This is a genomic window from Parapedobacter sp. ISTM3, from assembly GCF_016533505.1.
Taxonomy (GTDB): Bacteria; Bacteroidota; Bacteroidia; order Sphingobacteriales; family Sphingobacteriaceae; genus Parapedobacter; species Parapedobacter luteus.
This window is the reverse complement of the sequence record NZ_JAENGN010000008.1, coordinates 119928-145339: the sequence shown is the minus strand read 5'-3', so window position 1 is coordinate 145339 and position 25412 is coordinate 119928. Positions and strand designations below refer to the sequence as shown.

The window sequence follows — 25412 nt, the reverse complement described above, 5'->3', positions numbered from 1 at the left end:
ATGAGCAATATCAAATATATCATCGGAAGTTTTGCAGACCCGGACGAGCTGATGGACGGGATTGACAAGCTGCAGGCCAACAACATCAGCATTTACGATTGCTTCACACCGATGCCAATCCATGGCATCGAGGCGAAGTTGGGCGTGAAGCCATCGCGCCTACCTATCGCGGCATTCTGCTTTGGCTTGTTGGGCGGAACACTGGGTTTCAGTCTGTTATATTACACGATGACCTACGATTGGCCCATGAACATCGGTGGCAAGCCTGCTTTACCGTTGCCTGACTTCGTGCCGGTGACGTTTGAGTGCACGATTTTAATTACCGCCTTGGGTATGGTTGCAACGTTTTTCTACCGCAACCACCTGTTTCCGGGCAGGGCTCCGCGGGTAATGGATTTGCGTGCCACGGATGATCGGTTTATCATTGCTATTGATGCCAATGATAATGTAGACCATGAAAAGATTGAAGGGCTGTTGAAAGAGGCCGGAGCCGTAGAAGTGAAGTACAATGAACGCAAATATGTTAGCTATGAATAAGATGAGATTTCTTAGCGCTGTAGGCGCAGCCGTTGCGATTGCGGCTGCGGTAGCTTGTGGTGACAATACCACACGCAGCACGGGCTGGGAATTTTCGCGAAATATGTACGACCCGTTAGGGTATAATCCTGATCAGCCGAACCCCAACTTTAAGGATGGCAAAACGGCTCAGATTCCGCCGCCGGGTACTACGCCGGTGGGATTCGAACGGTTCCCTTATTCGGCAAGTACAGAAGATTATGAACGCGCGGGCGAAGAGCTGGTCAACCCCCTCCAACGGACCCAGGAAACGCTCGCTCAGGGAGAAGCATTGTATCAGGTATATTGCGCGGTTTGCCATGGACCCGAAGGACGTGGCGATGGGCCGATTACGAAGGACAGGAGACTGGAGTCCAAGTCCGAATCCCGGCAGTTGGAAAACTATCCTCCGCCGCCATCATACGCGAAATCTGATGGAATCAACTCCTCAAGAGGCGGGTTGATGGCAGAATTGACCGACGGTAAAATCTATCATACAATCACGTACGGACTGAACATGATGGGATCGCACGCTTCCCAACTGTCCCCCGAAGAGCGTTGGAAGGTAGTTATGTACGTCAGAGAATTACAGAAAAAATAATATTATATCAGCTATATTAAATGGGAACTCATAGTCATCATCACGATTATAACTTTAGCGAGCAATTTACGTTTACGGCGAAGGCGAGGGGACTGAGTTTGGTCGCGCTTGCGGTAGGCATAGTGGCAGTAGCCATTGGCTTGCTCTCCAGTGAACACATCATCGTGGAACGTACATACGCCAATTTGCTGCTGATGGGGTATTATTTTACGTGTGTATGTGCTGCCGGGGGATTCTTTTTGGCTTTGCAGTTTGTTACGCAGGCCGGATGGTCTTCAGGCTTGATTCGGATTCCGCAAGCGATGGCCAGCGTGTTACCTATTGCATCCGTTATTCTGTTGATAATCACCGCTACAGGGTTATTTTCGCACAATTTGTACCATCACTGGTATGCAGAAGGACTTACAGACCCCGAAAGCCCCAATTATGATGCATTGGTGGCCGGGAAGTCCGCATTTTTGAACGCTCCTGGCTTTTTACTACGCCAGGTCGTGTTCATGGGATCCTACAGCATCTGCTCTTGGTTGCTGGCCAAATATTCGTATAACGAAGATTTGCAGGGCGGCCTTAATTCCTATAAAAAGAGTTTCAAACTTTCGGCGTTGTTTTTAGTGATTTTTGGCTTTACAACACCTATCTGGTCATTTGATACAGTCATGTCACTGGAAGCACACTGGTTTTCGACGATGTTTGGTTGGTATAATTTTGCCGCCATGTGGGTTAGCGGGTTGTGCGTGATTACCCTGATCTTGATTTTACTTAAAAAATCGGGTTACTTGGCTTGGGTAAATGAAAACCATCTGCATGATTTGGGTAAGCTGATTTTTGGGTTCTCCATTTTCTGGACTTATGTTTGGTTTGCACAGTTTATGCTGATTTGGTATGCCAACATTCCTGAAGAAACCGTGTACTTCTACAAGCGTTGGGAGCCGGAGTACAAGCTATGGTTTTGGGTCAATCTGTTTATCAATTTTGTAGTGCCGATCTTGGCATTGATGGATAGGGATGCCAAGCGGAAAATGAATATACTGATGATCGTTTGCATCGTGCTGCTGCTGGGCCACTGGCTGGATTACTACATCATGATTATGCCCGGTACGGTGGAAGTACACCGTGGTTTCGGATGGATAGAGATCGGAACAGCATTGGGATTTGTGGGGCTATTTTCTTTCTTGGTCTTAAACAAGTTGAGCCGGCATGCATTAGCGCCAGCCAAGCATCCTTTTTTGGAAGAAAGTTTGCATCACCAGATTTGATATACGAGATTTGAAGGCTGAATGGAGCAGGCCGACGTTAAAATATAAGAACACGGACAATCGTTATAAATAGAGATGGGCTTTTTAAAGAATAGTAATTTTAAGATAGTTTTTTTGCTGGCGCTCGCGATAGGCGTGTCATTGTCGGCTACGGTATCCGCACGTCAACAGGTGGAAGATACTTCCATTCATGCTACCGATACAACTGGAGCAATCGCTGACCCGAACGCTACCGTATCGGCTGACACCTCGTTGACTTCAGATACGGCTGCCATGGACTCCGCAGCTGCTGTAAAAGGAGCTACCCCGACGGCAACAACCGAGGAGGCCGGCAAAGTGAGCCTCGACCCGCAGGTATACACCAATTTCTTTTATTACCTGCTGGTTGTCTTCTTGGTTTGCGTGCTGGTGGCGGTAGTGGGTAAGATTCTGCAGATATATGAGTTGACCCGCCGTATGAATGGCCGGGATACCACCTATTATATGTATAATGTACATGCAAATTTGTTTTTGGTGTGTTTGGTGGTGGGTCTTTATGGCGTTTATTGGTCTTACGCAAATCATGGTGCGCAATCCCTGCGGGATGCTGCCACAGAGCATGGCGAGCGGATAGACGCGATGTTTATGATTACGACGGTCATTACAACCATCGTTTTGGTGCTCACGCATATCGGTTTGTTTGGTTTCGCTTTCAAATACCGTGCAACGCCCTCAAGGAAAGCTTATTTTTACCCGCATAACAACACGATTGAGAAAGTCTGGACCATTGTGCCGGCCGTGGTGTTGACTGTGCTGGTATTGTTTGGCTTCTTTACCTGGCGGAGTATTACCAATGTTCCCGAGGAGGAACAAAAGAACGCACTTCACATTGAAGTCATTGGTGAGCAGTTCGCCTGGACGGTACGTTATCCGGGACGGGACGGACAAATTGGCGAGCGTAATTATCGGCTGACTACGCCATTGAATAGCCTTGGTATTGACTTTACAGATAAGAGCAGTTGGGATGACCAGTTGGGCGCTGAAATTGTGCTACCCGTAAACAGGCCTGTCCGCGTACAGATCACTTCAAAGGATATTCTGCACAGCTTTTATATTCCGGACTTCCGCGTTCAAATGAATGCTGTGCCGGGGATGAAGACTTACTTCCAGTTTACACCGACCGTGACAACGGAGGAGATGCGCGACAAATTGGGCGATTACAATTACGACTTTGTTATGTTGTGTGCCAAGATATGTGGTGGCGGGCACTATAACATGCAGAAGCGGGTACGGGTAGTCACCGAGGAGGAGTACCAAGCTTGGCTCAACGAGCAACCCTATTTTTTCACGGAAGATTTGAGGAAAGAGTTTCAGGTGTCACAGGCATCAGAAGAAGAAGTAGAAGCGAAGAAGCTGTTGGCTAACGCCAACTAATATTGAAAAAAAAACGTATTAATACACAGATATGTCAACTATAGCAAACGCAGGCACTCATAGCGTGGACCATCACGGTGATCATGGGCATCACCATGAAACGTTTTGGACTAAATATGTATTTAGCCAAGACCACAAAATGATTGCTAAGCAATTTTTGATTACCGGTATTATTATGGCTGTGGTAGCCATGCTGTTGTCGATTTTGTTCAGGATTCAATTGGCCTGGCCGGATAAGGAATTCCCGATTTTGGAGGTTTTCCTTGGCAGTAAGTGGGCCGCCGGTGGGCGTATTCACCCTGAATTTTTCCTGGCGTTGGTGACCATACACGGAACCATCATGGTCTTTTTCGTGCTTACAGCTGGGCTTAGCGGTACGTTTGCCAACCTGTTGATACCTTATCAGTTGGGAGCAAGGGATATGGCGTCGCCGTTTATGAACATGCTTTCGTATTGGTTCTTCTTTGTGGCTTGTATTGTGATGATCGCGTCATTCTTCGTAGAGAGCGGCCCGGCAAGTGCAGGATGGACCATCTACCCGCCGCTTTCCGCTGTGCCTAAAGCGATTAGTGGTTCGGCTACGGGGATGACTTTATGGCTGATCAGCATGACGCTTTTCATTGTGTCCCAGGTACTCGGTGGCACGAATTATATCAGTACGGTATTGAACATGCGCACGAAGGGGATGGACCTTTGGAAGATGCCACTCACTATATGGGCGTTATTCCTGACCGCGATTGTCGGGCTGTTGTCGTTCCCGGTATTGGTGTCTGCTGTGGTGTTACTTATCTTCGATCGGAGCTTTGGTACAAGTTTCTATTTATCGGACTTGGTCGTCCAAGGCCAAATTTTGCCCAACGAAGGCGGTAGCCCCATCCTGTTCCAGCACTTGTTTTGGTTCCTGGGACACCCGGAGGTTTACATTGTATTGATGCCGGCTCTTGGTCTGACATCCGAAGTTATTTCTACGAACTCACGTAAACCCATCTTTGGCTATCATGCGATGGTCTACTCGTTGATCGGTATTACTATCCTGTCGTTCATCGTTTGGGGACACCATATGTTCGTCACGGGGATGAACCCGTTTTTGGGCGGAGTGTTTATGATTACGACGTTGATCATTGCCGTGCCTTCTGCCGTGAAAGTATTTAATTACCTGGCTACGCTTTGGCGGGGCAACATCCGGTTTACACCGGCGATGCTTTTTGCTATCGGCATGGTATCATTCTTCATTTCGGGTGGTCTTACCGGTATTTATTTGGGTAACTCTGCGTTGGACATCAACTTACATGACACGTACTTCGTGGTGGCCCACTTCCACTTGGTAATGGGGTCAGCGTCCATCTTTGGTATGTTGTGTGGGGTTTATCACTGGTTTCCAAAGCTCTTCGGCCGTATGATGAATGAGAAATTAGGATATTTGCATTTTTGGCTTACGTTCATCGGTGCGTATTTGGTGTTCTTCCCTATGCACTTTATGGGTATAGACGGTGTTCCGCGTCGGTATTACGCATTCACGGAGTTTCCGTTTATGGAAAAATGGATTTCCGTAAACGTATTTGTTACCTGGGCGGCTATCATCGCCGCATTAGGACAAATTGCGTTTATCTGGAACTTCTTTTCGTCTATTTGGTTTGGCAAGCGTGCTACCCAGAATCCATGGGGCTCAAATACGCTGGAGTGGACGACTCCTGTGGAGCATATCCATGGCAACTGGCCAGGAGAAATTCCTACGGTTTACCGTTGGCCATATGATTATAGCAAACCAGGGCACCATGAAGATTTTATTCCGCAGACGGTTCCTTTTTCAGAGACGATGAGTTCGAATTTGCCACATGACTTTGAAGGAAATGCGGAGGCTGAGCGTATTCAGCGCGAGTGGGAGTTGGCCAATAATCCGCAGCCGGAGAAGGAGACCGAGTGATAAAACATGCTTCCACCTGCTGAAAAAAGATTCTTATGGGTCAACAAGATCACGATTATATCGTTGTTTGTGTTGATTCTCGCGGGTGGTGTGGTAAGGAGCACAGGCTCCGGAATGGGATGTCCCGATTGGCCGAAGTGTTTTGACCGGTTGGTACCGCCTACAGCCGCCTCGCAATTGCCCGAAGGATATGAGGAAAAGTATATTGCGGGGAGGCAAAAGAAAAACGAACGGTTTGCGAAGATGCTGGAGCGGTTTGGCAACAAGGAGCTGGCCGAACGCATACGCAACGATGAGAGCATCTTGCAGCATGAACCATTCAATGCCGCGAAAACGTGGACAGAGTATATCAACCGGTTGGTTGGAGCGATTACTGGATTTTTGCTTTTACTTTGCGCCATTTTTTCATTTACGTTCTTTAAAACGAAAAAGTCCATTTTCATTTGGAGTGTGATTAATGTAATAGCCGTTGGCTACCAGGCTTGGTTGGGCTCGATCGTTGTGTCTACCAACCTGATGCCCTGGATTATTACGGTGCATATGCTGCTCGCTTTGGTCATTGTCGGAATTAGTATTTATACGTATTTCAAGGCCCGGTCGCTGCGGGATAAGGATTTGCTCATCAATCATACGTCCGGTGGGATAAAGGTTTTGGCGGCATTTTCGCTTTTCCTGATTATCGTCCAGGTAGCGGTCGGTACCGGTGTAAGGGAAGAGATAGACTTGATTTCGGCTTCAAGTAGTATGCCAGACCGGAGCGAATGGCTGGAGCAGGTCGGGCAGGTGCTCGACGTACATCGGAGCTTGGCGGTGGTATCCGCAATAGTGATCGTACTTTTGTTTTTTGTCGTGCGCTCGCGTTTTGCTCCAAGTAGCTACCAAAGTAAGTTTACAAACTTGCTTTTGCTATTGATGGTGTTGCAGTTTGTGACAGCGGCGTTACTGGCATATGTTGATATTCCGCCTTTTGCGCAAACAGCTCATCTCGTGTTGGCGAGCTTGTTATTCGGCAACCAGTATTATTTGATGCTGTTGCTTGGTAAAGTGGCATGGAAGTGATTTTTGATATATTGAAAAATTAGTTGATGAAGATATCTGAGCGTGATATACAGGCCAAGCGGATGGCTAGTGGCGGGGTAGCCATGCAGAAGCGTGGCAAGGGGGAATTTGCTGAAGTCGCGCAATTTGCGGCGGACTTCAAGCAATTGGTCAAAATCCGCTTGACGATGACCGTTGTCTTCTCGGCTTCCATTGCTTTTCTAATCGGCAGCAAGCAGCAGGGAGACATTAATTGGGTTAATTGGCTGATTCTTACGCTGGGGGGCTTTTTGGTCACAGGCTCCGCCAACGGGTTCAATGAGATTATTGAGCGTGATTTGGATAAACTGATGAAGCGGACGGCTGATCGGCCTATCCCGTCCGGCCGCATGACAACAGGGCAGGCCCTTGTATTAAGCTTGCTCATGGGCATTGCCGGTACGTACACGTTGGTTTCGCTAAACTTTATTGCCGGGCTTTTGTCGGTCTTTTCTATAGTCCTTTACGCATTTATTTATACACCGCTGAAGCGAAAATCGCCGATAGCGGTGTTTGTTGGTGCGTTTCCTGGCGCATTGCCGCCGCTTATCGGCTATTATGCAGCCTTTAGCCAGAATGATTTGGCGGCCTATAGCCAACATAATGTCGCCGCTATCGTCGTCATACCGCTGGTGTTGTTTATCATCCAGTTTGTATGGCAGTTTCCTCATTTTTGGGGTATTGCCTGGGTGCTTGATGAAGATTACAAGCGGGCAGGCTTCCGGTTGTTGCCCACGACAAAGCGTGACAGGCTGTCTGCATTGATGGTGTTGGTTTCAACGCTCCTCATGTTGCCTGTAAGTTTGTTGCCGTATTATTTCGGGTTTGGCGGCGTTGTGGTTTCGATTGCCTCGGCCCTTGGTGCATTGCTGTTTAGCTGGTACGGGCTGAAGCTTTTTTTGAAGCGGGATCTGGCTTCGGCACGTCGGGTAATGTTTACCTCTTTTTTTTATTTGCCACTCATCCAGCTGATATTACTGTTTGATTTTAATGCCCTATGATAGCTATGGCTAAATACACGCAAGATAAGGAAGAGCTGACTCAGCAGAAGGCGAAGAAATTCAACCTGTGGCTGGGGATGATAGGGATGTTTATGATGTTTGCCGCGCTTTCAAGCGGATTTATCGTTTACACTGCCGGCGGAATGGACCGGGGGATCAAGACCTTATTGCCTGACGCATTCATCTATAGCACGGCTTTAATCGTGTTGAGCAGTGTCACGATGCAGTTGGCTTACAATGCGGCGAAAAAGACATTATTTAGTAGGCAGAAAATGTTGCTGGTAGCCACCATTTTATTGGGTATTGGTTTTTTTATTATCCAAGTGTATGCATGGGGGGTCTTAAGCGCCAGGGGCGTCGTGTTTGTCAATAGCAATGCATCACAATCGTTTATTTACGTGTTCACCGGTATGCACCTGGCACATATTGTGGCCGGTATTCTGGTTTTGATAAGAGCTTTAGCGGGGCGTATCAATAATATTCCCCAAGTGAATAATGTCTTCCGAATGGATCTGGCCGCACTATTCTGGCATTTTCTGGGCTTTTTATGGATTTATATTTATGTTTTTTTACTTTTGAATCAATAACACTGAACAATGAGTACAACTGTAACGGAATTGGATAAGGTAAAAACCGGACGCTGGAACGGGGGTAGGTCGCCTTTCAATGTGGAGTATGGCAAGATCATGATGTGGTTTTTCCTTACTTCGGATGCTTTTACGTTTTCCGCGTTCCTGATTTATTATGGGACACAGCGTTTTGCCCATCTTACTTGGCCGGATCCGGATAAGGTATTTCAGTCTATACCGTTCATCGCAGACCACGGCTATCCGTTGGTGTTTGTGGGGATCATGACGTTTATTCTCATCATGAGTTCGGTGACAATGGTGCTTGCCGTGGAGGCCGGGCACCGCAACTCGAAAAAGGAAGTGGTCAATTGGATGATCGCGACGATTATCGGTGGTCTTATGTTTATCGGATGCCAGGCGCTGGAATGGACGCACTTGCACCACCAGGGCTTCTGGTGGGGAAGCATTCCTTTTCAGGAAGGGGTATCTCCCGAGGTGACACTCGAGCCGTATTTTTCCCGTGAAATTTCGGAAGTGTCGGCGCTTCAGTTTGCGAACCTGTTCTTTACCATAACAGGATTTCACGGATTTCACGTCTCTGTAGGGATACTATTGAATATCATCGTTCTCGGCATGGTCTTGGCCAATACGTTTGAACGCCGTGGTTCTTACCTCATGGTCGAAAAAGTGGGGCTTTACTGGCACTTTGTAGATTTGGTATGGGTGTTTGTATTTACATTCTTTTATTTGGTATAATCAATAATTAACGCAATATTACGCTATGGCTTCTCAACATCACGATCATACGGTAGGACACGAAGATGGACAACACCACGAAGGTATGTCCAAGGGTAAGATTTGGCGTGTATTTTTCTACCTGCTGGCCCTTACGGCGTTGGAATTTTTTATAGCCCTCGTGTTGGTGCATGGTGGCGTTATTTCCAAAGGTCTTGGTGTAAACATCGTTTATATCGTCCTTACGCTGTTCAAAGCATATTATATCGTCGCTTATTTCATGCACCTCAAGTTTGAGACATTTGGATTTATCATGTCCGTCACCATCGTGTTCCTATTTATTATCTATTTCATCGCATTGATGCTTACAGAAGGAACTTATATGAAAGGGCATTTCAATCCGTTCCCCTTTTGGCCGAATAATTAATGGGTATCGTCAAGCAAGGGAGCGGTGGCTTGAAGAAAATCATAATCCTGGCAGCTATTTTGATACTGCCGGGATTTTTATATTATTTGCTGGAGAGGAAAGGTGAGAATCGGTATAAGACACTGCCGATTTATGGCGAAAAGGTGCTGACAGGTACGTTTAGCAACCGGATGGGAAAGAAAGTCCCTGACACGCTATTTCACCATATTAAGCCGTTTTCGTTGGTGAACCAGCAGGGCGAACCTATTCACGTATTGGCCAACGATTCTACATTGGCAGTCGTCAACTTTTTTTACAGCCGTTGTACGTCGTTTTGCGAACAGATGAACAACGAGATGAATCGGGTCGCCGAGCGGTTTATCAATAACGAGTTGGTCAATTTCTATACCATCACCGTGGATACGCTGTACGACACACCCGAAGTGTTGCGGGAGTACGCAGCGGCATACCGACCGGAGACAAAGAAATGGCATTTCCTTACATCCGGGGATGATAATGTCTTCGATATTGCACAACAGGGGTTTCTGGTGGATGCCGTGCAGGACACGACCAAGTCTGTCCATTTCATCCACAGTGCGTCGTTGGTTCTGGTTGATTCCGAACGGCGTATTCGGGGCTACTATGATGCGACTCAGAAAAAGGAAGTGGATCGGTTGATAGACGAGATCAAACTGTTGCTGGTAGAAGAGATTCGCGAAAAAAGTCCGTTTAAGTGATTTAGGTTACGCTTTTAGATTTACGATTTTGTAGTTATGGAACAGGCGCTTGAAAAAAGATATAATAAATGGATAGTTGTTTTATCAGTGGCTATCCCGGTGGTTGTAGCCATCCTGTTTGGTGTCAATTTGCGTGATTTGGGCTATGACGTAAAGCCGCTCACATTCCTGCCGCCCATTTATGCGACAATTAATGGCGTGACAGCGGTACTGCTCGTGTGGGCCGTCGCTGCCATCCGCCGGGGCAACCGCAGATTGCACGAAACCTTGGTGAAAATTTGCATTGGATGCTCGGTGGCATTTTTGGTCATGTATGTGGCTTACCACATGACGGCTGAGTCTACGCCATATGGCGGGCAAGGCACTATTCGCTATGTGTATTTTTTTATCTTGATTACCCATATTTTATTATCCATCATTATCATTCCTTTTGTGCTGGTTACCTATGTCCGGGGCCTTTCCGGTAATTTTGCGAAGCACCGCAAATTGGCAAAGGTTACATTCCCCCTCTGGCTGTATGTAGCGGTGACCGGCGTGGTGGTCTACCTGATGATATCGCCCTATTACGGATGATTGAACGTCCGCGTTTCAGCAACAGGGCAAGTTTCCGATTGAAGACATCACGAAGGCTCAGATCTAACATTTGCCGGGCACCCGTCTCCATATACCTGCATAAAACCATAGCCATAATTCCGTATCTTTGCCAACAATGGAACGTATTTGGATATATCAGGCCGATCGGCAAATATTGGAGCGCGAAAAAGCTTATATATTGGAGAAACTGGAGGCATTCACCTCACAATGGAAGGCCCACGGCAAAGCATTGGCCGCTCATGCCGAAATCCGGCATGATTGGTTTGTCATTATCATGGTTGATGACACGGTAGCGCCGCCAACCGGCTGTTCAATTGACAAATCCGTACACCTCCTTAAAGAAATCGAACAGGAAATCGGAATCAGCCTCTTTGATCGCATGCGGGTGGCATACCGTCACCCGGATGGTATCAAGGTGGTGCCGCGCGCCGAGTTTGAGCGTCTTATTGCCACCGGTGAGGTGACGGATGATACGCCGGTATTCAATAATCTTGTGGCCTCCTATCCAGACTTAGCAGACAAATGGGAAGTTCCGTTGCGCGAAAGCTGGCATGCGAAGGTGTTTTTTTAGTGACAGGTGGTTGATCGGTGTCAGGGTATCTGGCTGTAACTCATATAGCGGACGATGGCGTTCGCTTTTCTATTGATGTATGCGGTAGGCTTTGCGGGCGACCAGCGTCTTGGGTTAGGCAATACCGCTACCAGGAGTGCAGCCTGTCGTTTGGTCAGGCTATGGGCTGATTTGCCGTAATAATGTTGCGTAGCGGCTTCGGCGCCATACAGGCCGTCTCCCGTTTCAATGACATTGAGGTAGACTTCGAGGATGCGCTTTTTACTCCAAAACAACTCTATCAAAATTGTGAAATACGTTTCAAATCCTTTACGTATCCAGGACCGTCTGGGCCAGAGGAACACATTCTTGGCCGTCTGTTGGCTGATGGTGCTCCCGCCGCGGAGTGTGCGACCGTCTTGATTGCGTCGATAAGCCTCGGCAATGGCTTTGCGGTCGAAGCCCCAGTGTTCCATGAAGCGCGCATCTTCACCTGAAATCGTGGCTCGCTTTAAGTTGTCGGAGAGATCTTCATAGCGTACCCATTGCTTCGTGATTTTCCAGTCCTTGCCGTCACTTTTTCGTTCGAAGCCCCGCTGTACCATTAACCAGGTAATGGGCGGGTTGATAAAGCGCAATAGCAGCACCCAACTGATGGTAATGGCAAAGAAGTAGACGATTACCCGCAATGTCCAACGGAGGTATACATTCCGGATAGCAGGTATGAGCCGGGTTTTCCTTTTCGTTTTTTTGCGGCGTTTTTGTTTGGCTGCCATAGTTTCGTAACGCGAATATACAAATAGAAACTTGTCAAATCCCTGCAATAATCCTATTTTTACGCCCACGCAAAAAATAACCTACGTTGGCAAAAGCAGCAAAGAAAGAGACTCCACTGATGCAGCAATACAACAGCATCAAGGTGAAATATCCTGGCGCGTTATTGCTGTTTCGTGTGGGCGATTTTTATGAAACGTTCGGCGAAGATGCGGTCAAAGCTGCAGGCATCCTGGGTATTGTGCTGACCAAACGGGGCAATGGCAGTGAAGCGGAGACGGCCTTGGCGGGTTTCCCTCATCATTCGCTGGAAACATACCTGCCCAAGTTGGTCCGGGCCGGGCAACGGGTGGCCATATGCGATCAGTTGGAGGATCCCAAGACGACCAAGACCATCGTAAAACGGGGAGTGACCGAACTGGTGACGCCGGGTGTGTCGTACAATGACAACATTCTTCAGCAAAAAGCAAACAACTACCTCGCCTCCGTTTTTTTTGATAAAAATGCAATAGGTATAGCTTTTCTCGATATTTCCACGGGCGAGTTTTTAGTGGCCCAAGGCAACGCTGCATATATCGATAAGTTGTTGCAAGGGTTTAAGCCAACAGAAGTCATTATGGGCAAGCGCCAATACAAAACATTTGTAGAGACGTTTGGAAGTAATTTTTATACCTATGCGCTTGATGAATGGCCGTACAGCGGCGATTATGCTCAGGAAACCCTGCTTAAACATTTTGAAGTAAAATCGCTAAAGGGCTTTGGCATTGATAGGCTGTCATCGGCTGTCATGGCGGCGGGCGTGGCGCTGCATTACCTCAATGAAACCGAGCATCGCAATCTCCAGCATATCTCCAGCATTTCACGCATTGAGGAAGACCGTTACATGTGGCTCGACCGCTTTACCGTCCGGAATCTGGAATTGGTGGGATCGGCCAATGAGCATGCCATAACACTTGTCGACGTGTTGGATCAAACTTCGTCACCGATGGGTGCGCGGTTGCTCAAGCGCTGGATGGTCATGCCACTAAAAGAGCGGGTGGCCATTGTCGAACGGCTTGATGTCGTTGATTACTTATACCACCACCGGGAGCTTCGGGAAGAGTTGGTGCGCGAAATCAAGCAAATCGGTGATTTGGAGCGGCTGATTAGTAAAATCGGGCTTCAGAAAGCCAATCCACGTGAGGTTGTTCAGCTCAGACGCGCCTTGCAGGCAATCGAAAAGCTGCAAACATTGACAGGCAGCACAGATGTGGAAGCACTGCGTATCATCGGTGAGCAGCTGGATCCGTGCATACCCATCAGTGAACGCATTGCCACACACCTCAATCCGGAGCCACCGGTGGCGGTAAACAAAGGTAATGTTATCGCAGCCGGTGTCGATGAAGAGCTGGACAAATTGCGTAAGGTGGCTTACGGTGGTAAGGATTATTTACTGGAGATTCAGAAGCGGGAGTCTGATGCGACGGGCATCCCGTCGTTGAAGATTGCTTTTAACAACGTGTTTGGGTACTATCTTGAAGTGACCAATGCACATAAAGATAAGGTTCCGAGCGAGTGGGTACGTAAGCAGACGTTGGTCAATGCCGAACGTTACATTACCGAGGAGCTCAAGGAGTATGAAGAGCAGATACTGGGCGCTGAAGAAAAAATCCAAGCCTTGGAAACCCGGCTGTACGCCGAATTGATAGCCGCCGTTGCCGAGTATATCAAGCCTGTCCAGCACAACGCACTTTTGGTGGCGCAACTGGATGTGTTGGTCAATTTTGCGGTGATTTCTGAAAAAAATCATTACGTAAAGCCGGAGGTAAACGATGGAACGGCCATCGACATCAAAGGGGGGCGTCACCCGGTTATTGAGCGGAATTTACCCATTGGCGAAGATTACATCACCAACGATGTTTTTTTGGATACGGAAACCCAGCAGATCATCATCATCACCGGGCCGAATATGGCCGGTAAGTCAGCATTGCTGCGCCAGACGGGATTGATTGTGCTCATGGCCCAGATAGGCTGTTTCGTGCCGGCGACGGAAGCTCGCATCGGGCTGGTCGATAAAATATTTACCCGTGTGGGCGCCTCGGACAACCTTTCGTCCGGTGAATCAACGTTTATGGTGGAGATGAACGAAACCGCCAGCATCATGAACAACCTGTCCGAGCGAAGCCTTATCCTCCTCGATGAAATTGGACGCGGCACCAGCACCTATGACGGGATATCCATCGCCTGGGCAATCGCGGAGTTTCTGCATAATCATCCTACCGTGAGGGCTAAGACGCTGTTTGCTACCCATTATCATGAATTAAACGAACTGGCAGCTTCCTTCCCCCGGATTAAGAACTATAATGTTTCGGTAAAGGAAGTGAACAATAAGGTTATTTTCTTGCGCAAATTGGTGCCGGGAGGAAGCGAGCATAGCTTTGGCCTTCATGTGGCCAAATTGGCCGGGATGCCACCCAAGCTGCTGCAACGGGCCAACGAGATCCTCAAACGGTTGGAACAAGAGCGTACCGGAGGGGAGCGCATTAAGGATAGCATTAAAAAAATCCAAAAGCAGGCTTACCAATTGCAAATGTTTTCTATCGATGATCCCATCCTGGTAAAAATCCGCGATATGCTCAATAATCTTGATGTCAATACCCTTACGCCCGTCGAGGCGCTGATGAAACTGGACGAGATACAGCGATTGTTGAAGAATTGAGGTTTTTTTGTGGTATTTGTTAATATCTTGCTGCTTTTTTTGAAAAAAAAGTAAAAAAAAGGGTGTCTTTTCAAAAAATGCGGTAATTTAGCAGTGAACAAACACACGTTAAATACCTCATCTTGATTTTTCATATGTATTCAGATTCGGCTACCTATTCAGATGAATCCCTATTTGAGCTTATCCAACTTCGGGATGACCAAAATGCCTTCGCGGAGCTCTATAACCGGTATTGGGAATGCCTGTTGGATATGGCCTTCCAACGTTTGAAATCTGTAGAAGCCGCCGAAGAGGTGGTACAGGAAGTTTTTGTTAATCTTTATGTCCGGCGAAAAGCCATTCGTCTGGAGTCTTCTTTAGCGGCCTATTTGAAAACCGCATTGAAATATAAAATATTTAATTTATACCGTGCAGAGCAGATTCACCATAAATATATGTCTACGGTTGTAAATGAAGTATATGCCGATTACCAGAGTCCATATGAAAACCTCCAGAACAAGGAATTGAGCGAGCGGATTGAAACAGCCACAATGCTTATGCCTGAGAAATGTAGGGAAGTATTTTGCCTAAGCCGATATGAGTACCTTACCCAGCAGGACATTGCCTCGCGTTTGGGTATCACCTTGAGCACCGTAAAGAAGCATCTCACAAAGGCGCTTCGCATCCTACGGTCTGAACTGTACAGCTACAGACACGACATGTTTTTCGCTACGCTGTTTATCCAACTCTGTAACCTATAATCCCATCTTTTTTCCAAAAAATATTGATATTCGGTATAGTGAAGTGCGCATATGCCCGATTATTTAGCGTGCTTTGGCGGCTCATACCGGATATTTTTTTTGATAGGAGTAGCACCTTGGCTCCACTAATGTGACTATAACATTAACTAGTAGACAATGGAAGAACGCCAAGATCGTATCGTTGAGCTTATTACCAAATTCAGGAGCGGGACAGCGTTGCCTGAGGAAATTGAAGAGCTGGAAGCTTGGTATGCATCTTTTGAAAGTGCAGATACCTATAGTGCCGGGTTGGATGAAGCAACGCGGAAGCGATTGAAAGATAAGAGTTTTCATAGGACATTAGCACGGATAAATCGTGAGCTTGGCCACCAAACAGAGGCATCACATGAGCGTAAAATTAGGTTGAAAACAGTAACCGTCGCCGTGTTACTGCTGATAACAGTCGCTGGCGGCTATCATACCTGGCAAATGTTCACCCCCGTAGGCGATGATAAGCAGGTAGTCGTTGACGCAATGCCAGGGGGAAATAAAGCTACACTAATGCTTAGTGATGGTACCGAGATTGACTTGGATAGTGCAAGCAGTGGTTACTTGGCAGTCGAAAATGGTATGCGGATAACGAAATCAGAAGACGGACAAATTTTGTACGAAATTCAGGAGCTGCATGAGGCAGAACAGGCTGGGCAACTCGTTGCCCAAGAGGTGGTCTACAATACCATTACCACCCCTTCAGGGGGGCAGTATACCATCGTATTACCTGATGGGACGACTGTTTGGATGAACGCGTCCTCCTCGCTCCGATACCCCACTCGTTTTTCTGGTGGTGTCAGGGAAGTGGAACTTGATGGAGAAGCCTACTTCTCGGTAACTAGTAAGCATACGAAATCCTCCCAAAAGATACCTTTTGTTGTAATAACGCCCGATTATAATGTGGAAGTTACGGGAACGGAATTTAACGTCAATGCGTATCCGGATGAAGCCTCCGTAAGCACCACCCTGGTCTCTGGCAGTGTAGACATCGTGGTCAAGCAAGGGAGCGAATCGTTCGCCGCAGAGCGGACAACATTGGAGCCGCATCAACAGGCGACTCTTCGAGGCAGCCGTGTAAATATCGAGCAGGTGGATGTAATGACCGCCACGGGCTGGAAAGACGGTTTTTTCTACTTTGATAATACTGATTTATACACGTTAGTCCGGCAGCTTTCCCGTTGGTACAATGTAGAAGTAAAGTATGCGCGGGGAATAAAAAATGACGTGTTTTTTGGGAAAATTCCACGTCAGTATACGCTTGCCGAAGCGTTGAAAGTGCTTGAATTGGGAAATGTGCGCTTCAGGATTGTAGAACACCCCATACCATCAACGGACGGGCGAAAGCTGTTGGTTTTCGAACCATAATACGCATAATTAATAAAATAATCAATTTAAAACACAACGCATGAAAAAAGGTATACCCTAAAAAAGCACGGAATAGGTAAAGACAAAAGCCGGGGATTGGTTCCAATCGCTCCCCGGCAAATGTCTGGGCCTTTGTCACACTCCGATCAGATCGGGGTATGAAGGAAGATTACAAACAACTACTAATCGTTTACCCAAACTTTACAAAAGTATGAAAATTACTCCATGTGTTGATGCCGGGTCATATTCTTGGCGTGCAACACAAAAAATATTCTTGGTCGTGAAACTTATCGTGTTGTTGTTGGTTGTGAGTTTACAAGTTTCTGCCAACGCATTTGCGCAAACTGTTACACTGTCTGTTTCCAATGTCCCGCTTTCCGTTGTTTTCACGGCCGTCGAGAAGCAAACCGGTTATCATTTCTTCTGGCGCGGAGCTGAAGTAGCCGAAGCGAAGGTCACGGTTGATTTAAAAAACACACCACTGGAAGAAGCTGTAACGAAAATATTGGGCAATTTGCCCTATTCTTATTCCATTACGAAAGAATCCATCGTCATAAGGAAGCAACCTTCAGCGGGCCGTAAATCTGAGAATAGCGTGAGGGTGTCCTCTCGGCAGCAGACCGCCTCTGGCCGGGTGGTCGATCAGGACGGCAATCCAATTGCAGGAGTATCCGTTAAAGTTAAAGGAGGCCAATTGGCAACCATTACCAATGAAGACGGAATGTTCAGCTTATCAAATGTACCAAATGGTGCCACGTTGGAAATCAGTTCGATAGGGTATACGCGTGTTGAGGTAGCTGCTGGGGCAGGCCTCACTATCGAGTTGTCTGATCAAGTTAGTATCCTTGAAGAGGTAGTGGTCATCCCTTATGGTACGGCCACAAGAGCTACATATACGGGTTCTGTTGCCCAGATTGGAAGTGAAGCCATCGAGAAAAGACCGATTACAAACGTTACAAATGCACTGGTTGGGGCTGCCCCCGGCGTGCAGACCAGTATTGCAGGAGGCTCCCCTGGATCCGAACCCACGGTACGGATTAGAGGATTCGGATCCATCTCCGCTTCTAATAGCCCGCTGTACGTGGTCGATGGCGTTCCTTATGACGGAACGACAACCAGTCTCAACCCAGATGACATCGAGTCGGTATCCGTGTTAAAAGATGCAGCCACAACGGCCTTGTATGGCTCACGGGGAGCAAACGGCGTCATTATGATTACGACCAAAAAAGGTAAGGCGGGAAGGAATTCGTTATCTTTTAAAGCTACAGCAGGCATCGTAGAACGTGGTTTGCCAGAATATGATCGCGTGGATGCGTTTCAATACTATCCAATGATGTGGGAAGTACAACGGAACACCTTGCATTATGGCTCGGGAATTCCTCTGGATGTGGCCAATAGCATCGCTTCAGGATTGACAACTGAGTATAACGGCAACAATTACTCCGGCGTTCATAGCTTGTTGGGCTATAACCCGTTTAATGTTGCATCAGACGCTGTTGTGGACCTTAATGGCAATCTAAACCCTAATGCGCGGCTGCTGTATGCAGACGACCTTAATTGGTCTGAGCAAGCTGCAACCGGAGGAAAAAGTAGGCAAAACTACATGTTGTCATATGATGGTGGTAATGAAAAAAGTAACTTCTTTGGTTCATTGGCTTACACCAATGAACAGGGCTATTTGATTAAATCGAAGCTAGAACGGTTCAATGGTCGTTTAAATGTCGCTACTCAACCGGTTTCTTGGTTTAATACAGGGTTGAACCTGAGCGGGACATATACGATGACTAAACCGGAAAACGCTGGAGGAAGTTCATTTATTAATCCTTTTTACATTTCCCGGTTTATCGCGCCGATCTATCCTGTTCATTTGCATGATCCGGTAACAGGAGAATACCTATTGGATGAAAATGGCAATCGGCAATACGACTTCGGTGACGGGCGTCCATTCAGCAGCGGCAGACACACGATCTTCGAAAACTTAAATGATGATCAATTGGAGATTCTTGGCGCACTTAATGCACGTGCCTTTGCGGAAGTATTATTTCACCCGACGTTGAAATTTCGTTCAAATATTGCTTTTGATTTGGACGACCGGCATCGCCGTACATATGATAATCCAATATTGGGCGATGGTGCACCATCGGCACGCTCGTATCATAATTTTTACAGAAGGACGAGTTACACGTTCAATAATGGGTTGGAATACGATAAGCGATTTGGTGACCACCATTTAACCGCACTCGCGCTGCATGAGGTCTACGCGTATAAATATAACACGTTGGCTGGCAGCCGTTCGGGTATTATTGTCGACGGGATAACCGAGCTCCCTAATTTTGCAAACGTATTGGGTGTATCGTCGGTTGAGGATCGCGCCACCATCGAAAGTTTCTTGGGTAGGGTTGCTTATGATTTTGACCAAAAGTATGTCGTAAGCGCAAGTTTGCGGAGAGACGGAAATTCCAGGTTCCACCCTGATTTCCGCTGGGAGACATTCTGGTCTGTTGGCGGAGCCTGGAACATCGAAAAGGAACGTTTTTTTCAGGTAAGCTGGGTTGACTACTTAAAGCTGCGTGCTTCCTATGGTACGGTGGGCAATGATGCAGGGTTGGGCTATTACCCTTATCAGGCGTTGTATACCCTCGGAAGGAATAACGCAGGGGAACCGGGTTTCGTGCAAGCATCCCTGCCGAATGACAGCCTAACGTGGGAGACGGCAAAGAATTTTGATCTAGGGTTGGAGTTCAGCGTGCTAAAAGGGCGCTTGAATGGTGCCGTCGAATTCTTCAATAAGGTGACCGATGGGTTGATTTTCCCGGTACCGCAGCAGTTGGCCAACGGTGGAACTACAAGCGGCAGTCACAACTTTGAAATCGACATGAATATTGGAAGCTTGTACAACCGGGGCGTTGAAGTTCAATTGAATGGTCATATCGTCAAGACCGATAATTTTAATTATACGGCAGCGCTCAATTGGACGTCGTTCAAAAACCAAATTACGAAAATGCCTAATAATCAACCGTTGTTAATATCTTCCGGCAGTGGCAATACCAATAAGGGGTACAGCGAAGGCCATTCGATCTATGATTTTTACATGCGTGAGTTCTACGGTGTGGATCCGGAAACCGGGGACGCGCTTTATAAAACAAATATCACAAGCGACAATACGCAAATCATCGGGCAAGACACCGTCACCAATCAATACAGTGAGGCTAATCTCCGCTATACTGGAACTTCGTCGATTCCCGATTTCTATGGGTCAATGACTCATACATTTGCATACAAGAACTTCTCACTCGGTATCCAATTCACTTATCAGGTAGGCGGCGAGGTATACGACTTTGCATATGCTTCTCTAATGCACGGTGGTACTTATGGCACCGCGCTGCATACCGATATCCTCAATAGGTGGCAGCAACCTGGAGACATTACCGATGTGCCCCGATTGGACAACGGCAATATTACTAACCAAACAGGAGCAAGTTCACGTTTCTTAACAAGTGCATCCTATTTACAGCTGAATTCCGTTATTCTTTCTTATAACGTACCAAGCCGCTGGCTCGATCGTATCCATGCGCGACGTGCAAGTGTGTTTTTAAGTGGAGAAAATCTGGCCTTACTTTCAGCAAGGAAAGGAATGGATGTATCTGGAAGTTTTAATGGCTCAGTAGGCAATGATTATACGTTTAGCCGAATTTTTTCGGCTGGTATCAACTTGAGTTTCTAGTTTGTTTAGGGTTTAAAATTGAAAAACAATGACGAAGATAATTAGATATGGATTTATTGCCACGCTGGTACTGGGTTCCTTGAGCGCTTGCGATAAGGAGTTCTTGGAAACTGCTCCTACCAATCAAGTGGCAACGGGTGACGCCTTTAGCACAACAAACAACGCGTGGGCGGCTTTGAATGGAGTCCACCGAATTTTATATTCACAGATATTCGGGCGCCAGGCGCAAGGCGGTCAAAGTGGTAACATGATGTATATGGACGTATTGGGAGAGGACGTCGTGTTTTCTAGCAGTGCTAACTCTTGGTTTCGAGACGACTACCGGTGGATCGCGCATCGGCTTTCTACTAGCGATATTACTAAGTACAATTATTTGTTTTATTATGTAGTGATTGGCAATGTGAATATGATTTTGGCTAATATCGATGGCGCCGAAGGGCCAGAGGCTGATAAAGCGGCCATTAAAGGGCAATCGTTGGTCTACCGGGCATGGAGTTATTTCCAGATGGTACAATTGTACGGAAAACGCTATGTCGCCGGTGGGGATAACAGTGGTCTGGGCGTGCCCTTGGTTCTTGAGCCAACTACAGCAATAACGCCACGTGCAACAGTAGAAGCGGTGTATGCACAGATTAATACAGATCTCGATGAGGCGATGGGATTGTTGCAAGGATATTCGAGGGCGAATAAATCACATTTTGACCTAAATGTGGCGAAGGGTATCAAGGCTCGTGTTGCTTTGGCACAGCAAAATTGGCCAATAGCAGCACAGATGGCCCGTGAAGCTCGCGAGGGATATACACTGATGAGCCACACCGATTACCTAAGTGGTTTTAACAATTATAACAACCAGGAATGGATGTGGGCGTCGCATATTCAATCGGATCAGACAAACTATTTCTACTCATTTTTTGCGTATATGTCTAATAACTATAATTCCACTGCTATACGTACGAATCCAAGGCTTATTTTTTCGGTATTATATGATCAAATTGCGGACACCGACATTCGTAAACAGCTTTGGGACCCGACGGGTGAAAATGTAGAAGAGTTTCCTACGCCCCCCAATGGCTCACGTTATCCGTATTACAGCCGTAAATTCAGCGTAGCTGATCCCGGGATGAGCATCGGCGATGTGCCATATATGCGTGGCGCCGAAATGATCTTGGTGGAGGCCGAGGCATTGGCCAGGAATGGGCAAGACGCAGATGCTGCTGAGGTCTTGTTTGAACTGGCTAGTAATAGAGATCCCGAATACACGCTTTCTATAAATCGCGGTCAGGCGCTCGTCGACGAAATAATGTTTCAGCGACGTGCGGAGCTTTGGGGTGAAGGTTTTCGTTTCTATGATCTTAAGCGGACCAATAGTCCCTTGGATCGAAATGGTGGTAATCACAACGGCTCATATACCAACGGTGTATTTGATGTGCCGGCTGGGGATATCCGGTGGGAATTCCTCATTCCACAAGACGAAATCAATAATACCAACGGTGTGGTCGTCCAAAATCCTCAATAAAACGTCACCAACTTAATAAGGGCGTCCTTGAATAAAGGGCGCCCTTTTTCTATGCCGATGACCGTGTCTCGTTAAACCTTGGCACAATTGCTGCAGTCAAACTTGTACCAAAGCAAACTGGTATATTGTTTAACATAAAACGAAAAAGCCATGAAACAGCTGATGATTTACGTTGCCGCGATAGTGTTCAGTGTTGTGTCCGTTTCTGAAGCAACTGCCCAAGGCAGAGGAAAGGCGCATGAAAAGGCAAGGAAGGAGCACGCGAAGTACCATGAAAAACGGCAGAAAGCCGCCTACAAACGCGATAAAGAAATCGCCAAGTCGTACCGCGAATACTATAAAGAACGTGACAAAGCATATCGCGCATACGTAAAACGGGAAAATAAACGCTACCGTGACCACGATCGCTGGTATTACGACCGGCGTTTTCACCGGCGGTCCGATTACGTCTACTTCCCAGCCTACCGTACGTATTATGACCCATACCGTAGGGGGTATGTCTACTGGCGAAACAGCGGATGGGTATTTGCTCAGACTATGCCTTCGTTTATGGTTGGAATAAACCTCGGTGCTGCAAATGTGCAGTTCATGGCTAATTTGCCCATCTAATCCGGTAGGTCGTACTGAACAAAAGGCTACCGCGAACACGTTGCGGTAGCCTTTTGTTTATTTCACTTTTTTACGTTCATTTGTATGGGCAAGGCTTTGCGCATGGGCAAAGGCACCGAATCAGCGATTACATGACAAAACAGACATCACCGATACTCATCAAAGCACCGACAATCGTCAATGAAGGGCGGGTCTACATTTCAGACGTATTAATTGTTAACGGCGTAATTGAACGGATTGCGCCCGGAATCGCACACCCTACGGCTATTGAAATCAATGCCGAAGGCTTGCACCTACTGCCCGGTCTGATAGATGACCAAGTCCATTTCCGGGAGCCGGGCCTTACCCATAAGGCTGATATCTGGCATGAGAGCCGCGCAGCGGTGGCAGGCGGCACGACATCCTTCATGGAAATGCCCAATACCGTACCCAACACGCTTACCCAGCAGTTGCTGCAGGACAAATACGATATGGCGGCCCGGCAATCCCTCGCCAATTATTCGTTTTACATGGGGGCGGCGAATGACAATCTTGATGAGGTGCTGCGTACCGACCCCCGGAAGGTTTGTGGCATCAAGGTCTTTATGGGCTCGTCCACCGGCAATATGCTGGTGGATGACGAACATACCCTCGAAGGCTTATTTGCCAATTCGCCGATGCTTATTGCTACGCATTGCGAAGATGAGGCCACCATCAGGCAAAACCTGGCCCGATATAAGGCGTTGCACGGCGACGACTTGACCATTGATATGCATCCGCTTATCCGCTCGGCAGAGGCTTGTTATATATCTTCATCCCGGGCTGTGACCCTTGCCAGGAAACACGGCACGCGCTTGCATGTCTTGCACATTTCTACGGCACAAGAGACCGATTTATTCGATAAGGACATACCGCTGCCGGCCAAGCGGATTACCGCAGAGGCATGTATACATCACCTTTGGTTCAGTGATGCGGACTACGCGGAGAAAGGTAACTTCATTAAGTGGAATCCTGCAGTGAAAACGGCCCAAGACCGTGCCGGCATCCTTCAGGCTGTGCTGGATGGCCGGATAGATGTGATTGCTACTGACCATGCTCCCCATACGCTGGCCGAAAAATCCCAACCATATTCCCAGGCTCCATCTGGAGGCCCGCTCGTCCAGTATGCTTTGCAGGCACTGTTGGACATGTATCATGCAGGCAAGCTGACGTTGGAACAACTTGTGCAAAAAACGGCTCACAATACGGCGACTTGCTTCCAGATTGATAGACGTGGTTTCATCCGTGAAGGTTACTGGGCAGATCTGGTCTTGGTGAATTTGCATGAGCCACATACCGTCAACAAGGAAAACATCTTATCGAAATGTGGTTGGTCGCCTTTTGAGGGGCATACTTTCCAGTCGACTATCACGCATACGCTTGTATCAGGCAACTTGGTGTACGATCGAGGTGCCTTGCAGGAAAATAGCAACGGACAACGTTTGCTGTTCAACCGATAATATGTCCCTAACGGTACTATGAATAAACGAACATTCATCAAAACATTGGGTATGGGCATCGCCGCCCTGTCCGGATCAAACCTGTACTTAAGTGCTGCGCCAGCCCGTGTCTCATCTATTTACCCACCCCGCATCCGTAAGGGCGATACCGTTGGTATCATTACCCCCTCATCACCGCTGTTAAGTGACGAAGGGTATGCCATCGCTGATAAGAACATCAGTAAACTTGGACTTCGCATCAAATGGGGACAGCACGTAGGGCAAAAATATGGGCATCTTGCCGGCAAAGATGAGGACCGGATTGCCGATATACACCGGATGTTCGCTGATCCCGACGTGAAGGCCATTGTGTGTCTACGGGGTGGTTCGGGCTCGACAAGATTGCTCGACAAATTGGACTATGGGTTGATTGCCCGTAATCCCAAAATATTTTTGGGTTATAGCGATATTACGGCGTTCCACCAGGCCATTCACACGCAGACCGGATTGGTTACCTTCCACGGTGCCGTAGCCAATAGTGTATGGACGCCGATGGTTATTGAGCAATTCGAACAGCTCTTTTTTTACGGTAAAGTACCGGACTATGCCCGGCTGGAAATGCAGGTGCATGCAAAAGGGCGTCTTCAGCGTGCCATCCAGACCATTACGCCCGGAATAGCAGAAGGCAAGCTGCTGGGAGGAAACCTCACCGTGCTGACGACACTCGCTGGCTCAACGTATTTTCCGGACTTTGAAGACAGCATCCTGTTTTTGGAAGATGTCGGCGAAGAACCATATCGTATTGACCGTATGCTGAGTCAGTTGGCGCTGTCGGGAGCGCTGGGTAAGATCAAAGGGTTCATCTTTGGCAAATGCACGGATTGTGAGGCAAGATATCCCAGCAAATCGCTGACTTTAGAACAAATATTGAACGATTACGTTTTAGCATTGGGGATACCAGCCTACCAGGGGGCACTTATCGGGCATATCGATGAGCAACTTATCCTGCCGGTTGGTGCACGGGTGCGTATAGATGCTGCCAAAGGAAGCATTACCGTATTGGACAATATATTTCGATAGT

Annotated in this window: 22 protein-coding genes; 21 read left to right on the top strand and 1 reads right to left on the bottom strand. The window is 47.5% G+C overall.

Annotation, left to right across the window (positions count from 1 at the left end; genetic code table 11):
- The 13 genes from JHJ32_RS12765 (at position 1) to JHJ32_RS12705 (ending at position 11439) form a co-directional block, all read left to right on the top strand.
- Positions 1-537 (top strand): DUF3341 domain-containing protein, encoded by a 537-nt coding sequence (locus JHJ32_RS12765; RefSeq protein WP_079717584.1) that lies wholly within the window; start codon positions 1-3, stop codon positions 535-537.
- The gene (locus JHJ32_RS12760) at positions 530-1156 is read left to right on the top strand and encodes a cytochrome c (RefSeq protein WP_370584518.1); all 627 of its coding nucleotides are present in this window, start codon (positions 530-532) and stop codon (positions 1154-1156) included. The genes JHJ32_RS12765 and JHJ32_RS12760 overlap by 8 nt, the downstream gene beginning before the upstream one ends.
- A gap of 20 nt (positions 1157-1176) precedes the next feature.
- The gene (locus tag JHJ32_RS12755; protein ID WP_079717586.1) at positions 1177-2412 is read left to right on the top strand and encodes a quinol:cytochrome C oxidoreductase; all 1236 of its coding nucleotides are present in this window, start codon (positions 1177-1179) and stop codon (positions 2410-2412) included.
- A gap of 75 nt (positions 2413-2487) precedes the next feature.
- Entirely contained in the window at positions 2488-3825 is a 1338-nt protein-coding gene (locus JHJ32_RS12750; RefSeq protein ID WP_079717587.1) for a cytochrome c oxidase subunit II, read from the top strand.
- A 31-nt stretch (positions 3826-3856) separates the two neighbouring features.
- Complete coding sequence (locus tag JHJ32_RS12745) at positions 3857-5749, top strand: cbb3-type cytochrome c oxidase subunit I (RefSeq protein WP_200121205.1); 1893 nt, start codon at positions 3857-3859, stop codon at positions 5747-5749.
- 6 nt (positions 5750-5755) lie between these two features.
- Entirely contained in the window at positions 5756-6808 is a 1053-nt protein-coding gene (locus JHJ32_RS12740; RefSeq protein WP_200121204.1) for a heme A synthase, read from the top strand.
- 83 nt (positions 6809-6891) lie between these two features.
- On the top strand, positions 6892-7827 hold the full coding sequence (gene cyoE, locus JHJ32_RS12735) for a heme o synthase (protein ID WP_079717688.1): 936 nt from the start codon (positions 6892-6894) through the stop codon (positions 7825-7827).
- A 5-nt stretch (positions 7828-7832) separates the two neighbouring features.
- Positions 7833-8414, top strand: a complete 582-nt coding sequence (locus JHJ32_RS12730; RefSeq protein WP_079717689.1) for a cytochrome c oxidase subunit 3 — start codon at positions 7833-7835, stop codon at positions 8412-8414.
- A 9-nt stretch (positions 8415-8423) separates the two neighbouring features.
- Positions 8424-9152, top strand: coding sequence for a cytochrome c oxidase subunit 3 (locus JHJ32_RS12725; protein WP_079717590.1), 729 nt, complete (start codon positions 8424-8426; stop codon positions 9150-9152).
- Positions 9153-9177: 25 nt separating this feature from the next.
- Positions 9178-9558, top strand: coding sequence for a cytochrome C oxidase subunit IV family protein (locus JHJ32_RS12720; RefSeq protein WP_079717591.1), 381 nt, complete (start codon positions 9178-9180; stop codon positions 9556-9558).
- Positions 9558-10274, top strand: a complete 717-nt coding sequence (locus JHJ32_RS12715) for an SCO family protein (protein ID WP_200121203.1) — start codon at positions 9558-9560, stop codon at positions 10272-10274. The genes JHJ32_RS12720 and JHJ32_RS12715 overlap by 1 nt, the downstream gene beginning before the upstream one ends.
- Positions 10275-10310: 36 nt before the next feature.
- On the top strand, positions 10311-10847 hold the full coding sequence (locus JHJ32_RS12710; protein WP_200121202.1) for a DUF420 domain-containing protein: 537 nt from the start codon (positions 10311-10313) through the stop codon (positions 10845-10847).
- A gap of 136 nt (positions 10848-10983) precedes the next feature.
- Positions 10984-11439 (top strand): ABC transporter ATPase, encoded by a 456-nt coding sequence (locus JHJ32_RS12705; protein ID WP_079717594.1) that lies wholly within the window; start codon positions 10984-10986, stop codon positions 11437-11439.
- Between the two features lie 20 nt (positions 11440-11459).
- Here JHJ32_RS12705 and mtgA read toward each other — a convergent pair whose 3' ends face one another.
- On the bottom strand, positions 11460-12194 hold the full coding sequence (gene mtgA, locus JHJ32_RS12700) for a monofunctional biosynthetic peptidoglycan transglycosylase (protein ID WP_079717690.1): 735 nt from the start codon (positions 12192-12194) through the stop codon (positions 11460-11462).
- 86 nt (positions 12195-12280) lie between these two features.
- On the opposite strand from mtgA, the gene mutS reads away from it, so the two are divergent.
- The 8 genes from mutS to JHJ32_RS12660 all read left to right on the top strand — a co-directional run bounded on the left by mutS (position 12281) and on the right by JHJ32_RS12660 (position 25411).
- Complete coding sequence (gene mutS, locus JHJ32_RS12695; RefSeq protein WP_233632639.1) at positions 12281-14890, top strand: DNA mismatch repair protein MutS; 2610 nt, start codon at positions 12281-12283, stop codon at positions 14888-14890.
- A 122-nt stretch (positions 14891-15012) separates the two neighbouring features.
- A complete protein-coding gene (locus JHJ32_RS12690; protein WP_200121201.1) occupies positions 15013-15630 on the top strand; it encodes an RNA polymerase sigma factor in 618 nt (205 codons plus the stop codon).
- Between the two features lie 156 nt (positions 15631-15786).
- Positions 15787-17025: a FecR family protein gene (locus tag JHJ32_RS12685; protein WP_200121200.1), complete on the top strand. Its 1239-nt coding sequence runs from the start codon at positions 15787-15789 to the stop codon at positions 17023-17025.
- A gap of 280 nt (positions 17026-17305) precedes the next feature.
- A complete protein-coding gene (locus JHJ32_RS12680) occupies positions 17306-20749 on the top strand; it encodes a SusC/RagA family TonB-linked outer membrane protein (RefSeq protein ID WP_200121199.1) in 3444 nt (1147 codons plus the stop codon).
- Positions 20750-20777: 28 nt separating this feature from the next.
- Positions 20778-22265: a RagB/SusD family nutrient uptake outer membrane protein gene (locus JHJ32_RS12675; protein ID WP_200121198.1), complete on the top strand. Its 1488-nt coding sequence runs from the start codon at positions 20778-20780 to the stop codon at positions 22263-22265.
- A 150-nt stretch (positions 22266-22415) separates the two neighbouring features.
- The gene (locus JHJ32_RS12670; protein ID WP_079717599.1) at positions 22416-22874 is read left to right on the top strand and encodes a hypothetical protein; all 459 of its coding nucleotides are present in this window, start codon (positions 22416-22418) and stop codon (positions 22872-22874) included.
- A 131-nt stretch (positions 22875-23005) separates the two neighbouring features.
- Positions 23006-24352, top strand: a complete 1347-nt coding sequence (locus JHJ32_RS12665) for a dihydroorotase (RefSeq protein ID WP_200121197.1) — start codon at positions 23006-23008, stop codon at positions 24350-24352.
- A gap of 18 nt (positions 24353-24370) precedes the next feature.
- Positions 24371-25411 carry an LD-carboxypeptidase gene (locus JHJ32_RS12660; RefSeq protein ID WP_079717600.1) on the top strand — a complete coding sequence of 347 codons (1041 nt, stop codon included), beginning with the start codon at positions 24371-24373 and terminating at the stop codon, positions 25409-25411.
- Position 25412 lies beyond the last annotated feature (1 nt).

Coding starts and splice junctions, on each gene's coding strand:
- JHJ32_RS12765 (WP_079717584.1), top strand. CDS start 1: ATGAGCAATATCAAATATATCATCGGAAGTTTTGCAGACCCGGACGAG.
- JHJ32_RS12760 (WP_370584518.1), top strand. CDS start 530: ATGAATAAGATGAGATTTCTTAGCGCTGTAGGCGCAGCCGTTGCGATT.
- JHJ32_RS12755 (WP_079717586.1), top strand. CDS start 1,177: ATGGGAACTCATAGTCATCATCACGATTATAACTTTAGCGAGCAATTT.
- JHJ32_RS12750 (WP_079717587.1), top strand. CDS start 2,488: ATGGGCTTTTTAAAGAATAGTAATTTTAAGATAGTTTTTTTGCTGGCG.
- JHJ32_RS12745 (WP_200121205.1), top strand. CDS start 3,857: ATGTCAACTATAGCAAACGCAGGCACTCATAGCGTGGACCATCACGGT.
- JHJ32_RS12740 (WP_200121204.1), top strand. CDS start 5,756: ATGCTTCCACCTGCTGAAAAAAGATTCTTATGGGTCAACAAGATCACG.
- cyoE (WP_079717688.1), top strand. CDS start 6,892: ATGCAGAAGCGTGGCAAGGGGGAATTTGCTGAAGTCGCGCAATTTGCG.
- JHJ32_RS12730 (WP_079717689.1), top strand. CDS start 7,833: ATGGCTAAATACACGCAAGATAAGGAAGAGCTGACTCAGCAGAAGGCG.
- JHJ32_RS12725 (WP_079717590.1), top strand. CDS start 8,424: ATGAGTACAACTGTAACGGAATTGGATAAGGTAAAAACCGGACGCTGG.
- JHJ32_RS12720 (WP_079717591.1), top strand. CDS start 9,178: ATGGCTTCTCAACATCACGATCATACGGTAGGACACGAAGATGGACAA.
- JHJ32_RS12715 (WP_200121203.1), top strand. CDS start 9,558: ATGGGTATCGTCAAGCAAGGGAGCGGTGGCTTGAAGAAAATCATAATC.
- JHJ32_RS12710 (WP_200121202.1), top strand. CDS start 10,311: ATGGAACAGGCGCTTGAAAAAAGATATAATAAATGGATAGTTGTTTTA.
- JHJ32_RS12705 (WP_079717594.1), top strand. CDS start 10,984: ATGGAACGTATTTGGATATATCAGGCCGATCGGCAAATATTGGAGCGC.
- mtgA (WP_079717690.1), bottom strand. CDS start 12,194: ATGGCAGCCAAACAAAAACGCCGCAAAAAAACGAAAAGGAAAACCCGG.
- JHJ32_RS12685 (WP_200121200.1), top strand. CDS start 15,787: ATGGAAGAACGCCAAGATCGTATCGTTGAGCTTATTACCAAATTCAGG.
- JHJ32_RS12675 (WP_200121198.1), top strand. CDS start 20,778: ATGACGAAGATAATTAGATATGGATTTATTGCCACGCTGGTACTGGGT.
- JHJ32_RS12670 (WP_079717599.1), top strand. CDS start 22,416: ATGAAACAGCTGATGATTTACGTTGCCGCGATAGTGTTCAGTGTTGTG.
- JHJ32_RS12665 (WP_200121197.1), top strand. CDS start 23,006: ATGACAAAACAGACATCACCGATACTCATCAAAGCACCGACAATCGTC.
- JHJ32_RS12660 (WP_079717600.1), top strand. CDS start 24,371: ATGAATAAACGAACATTCATCAAAACATTGGGTATGGGCATCGCCGCC.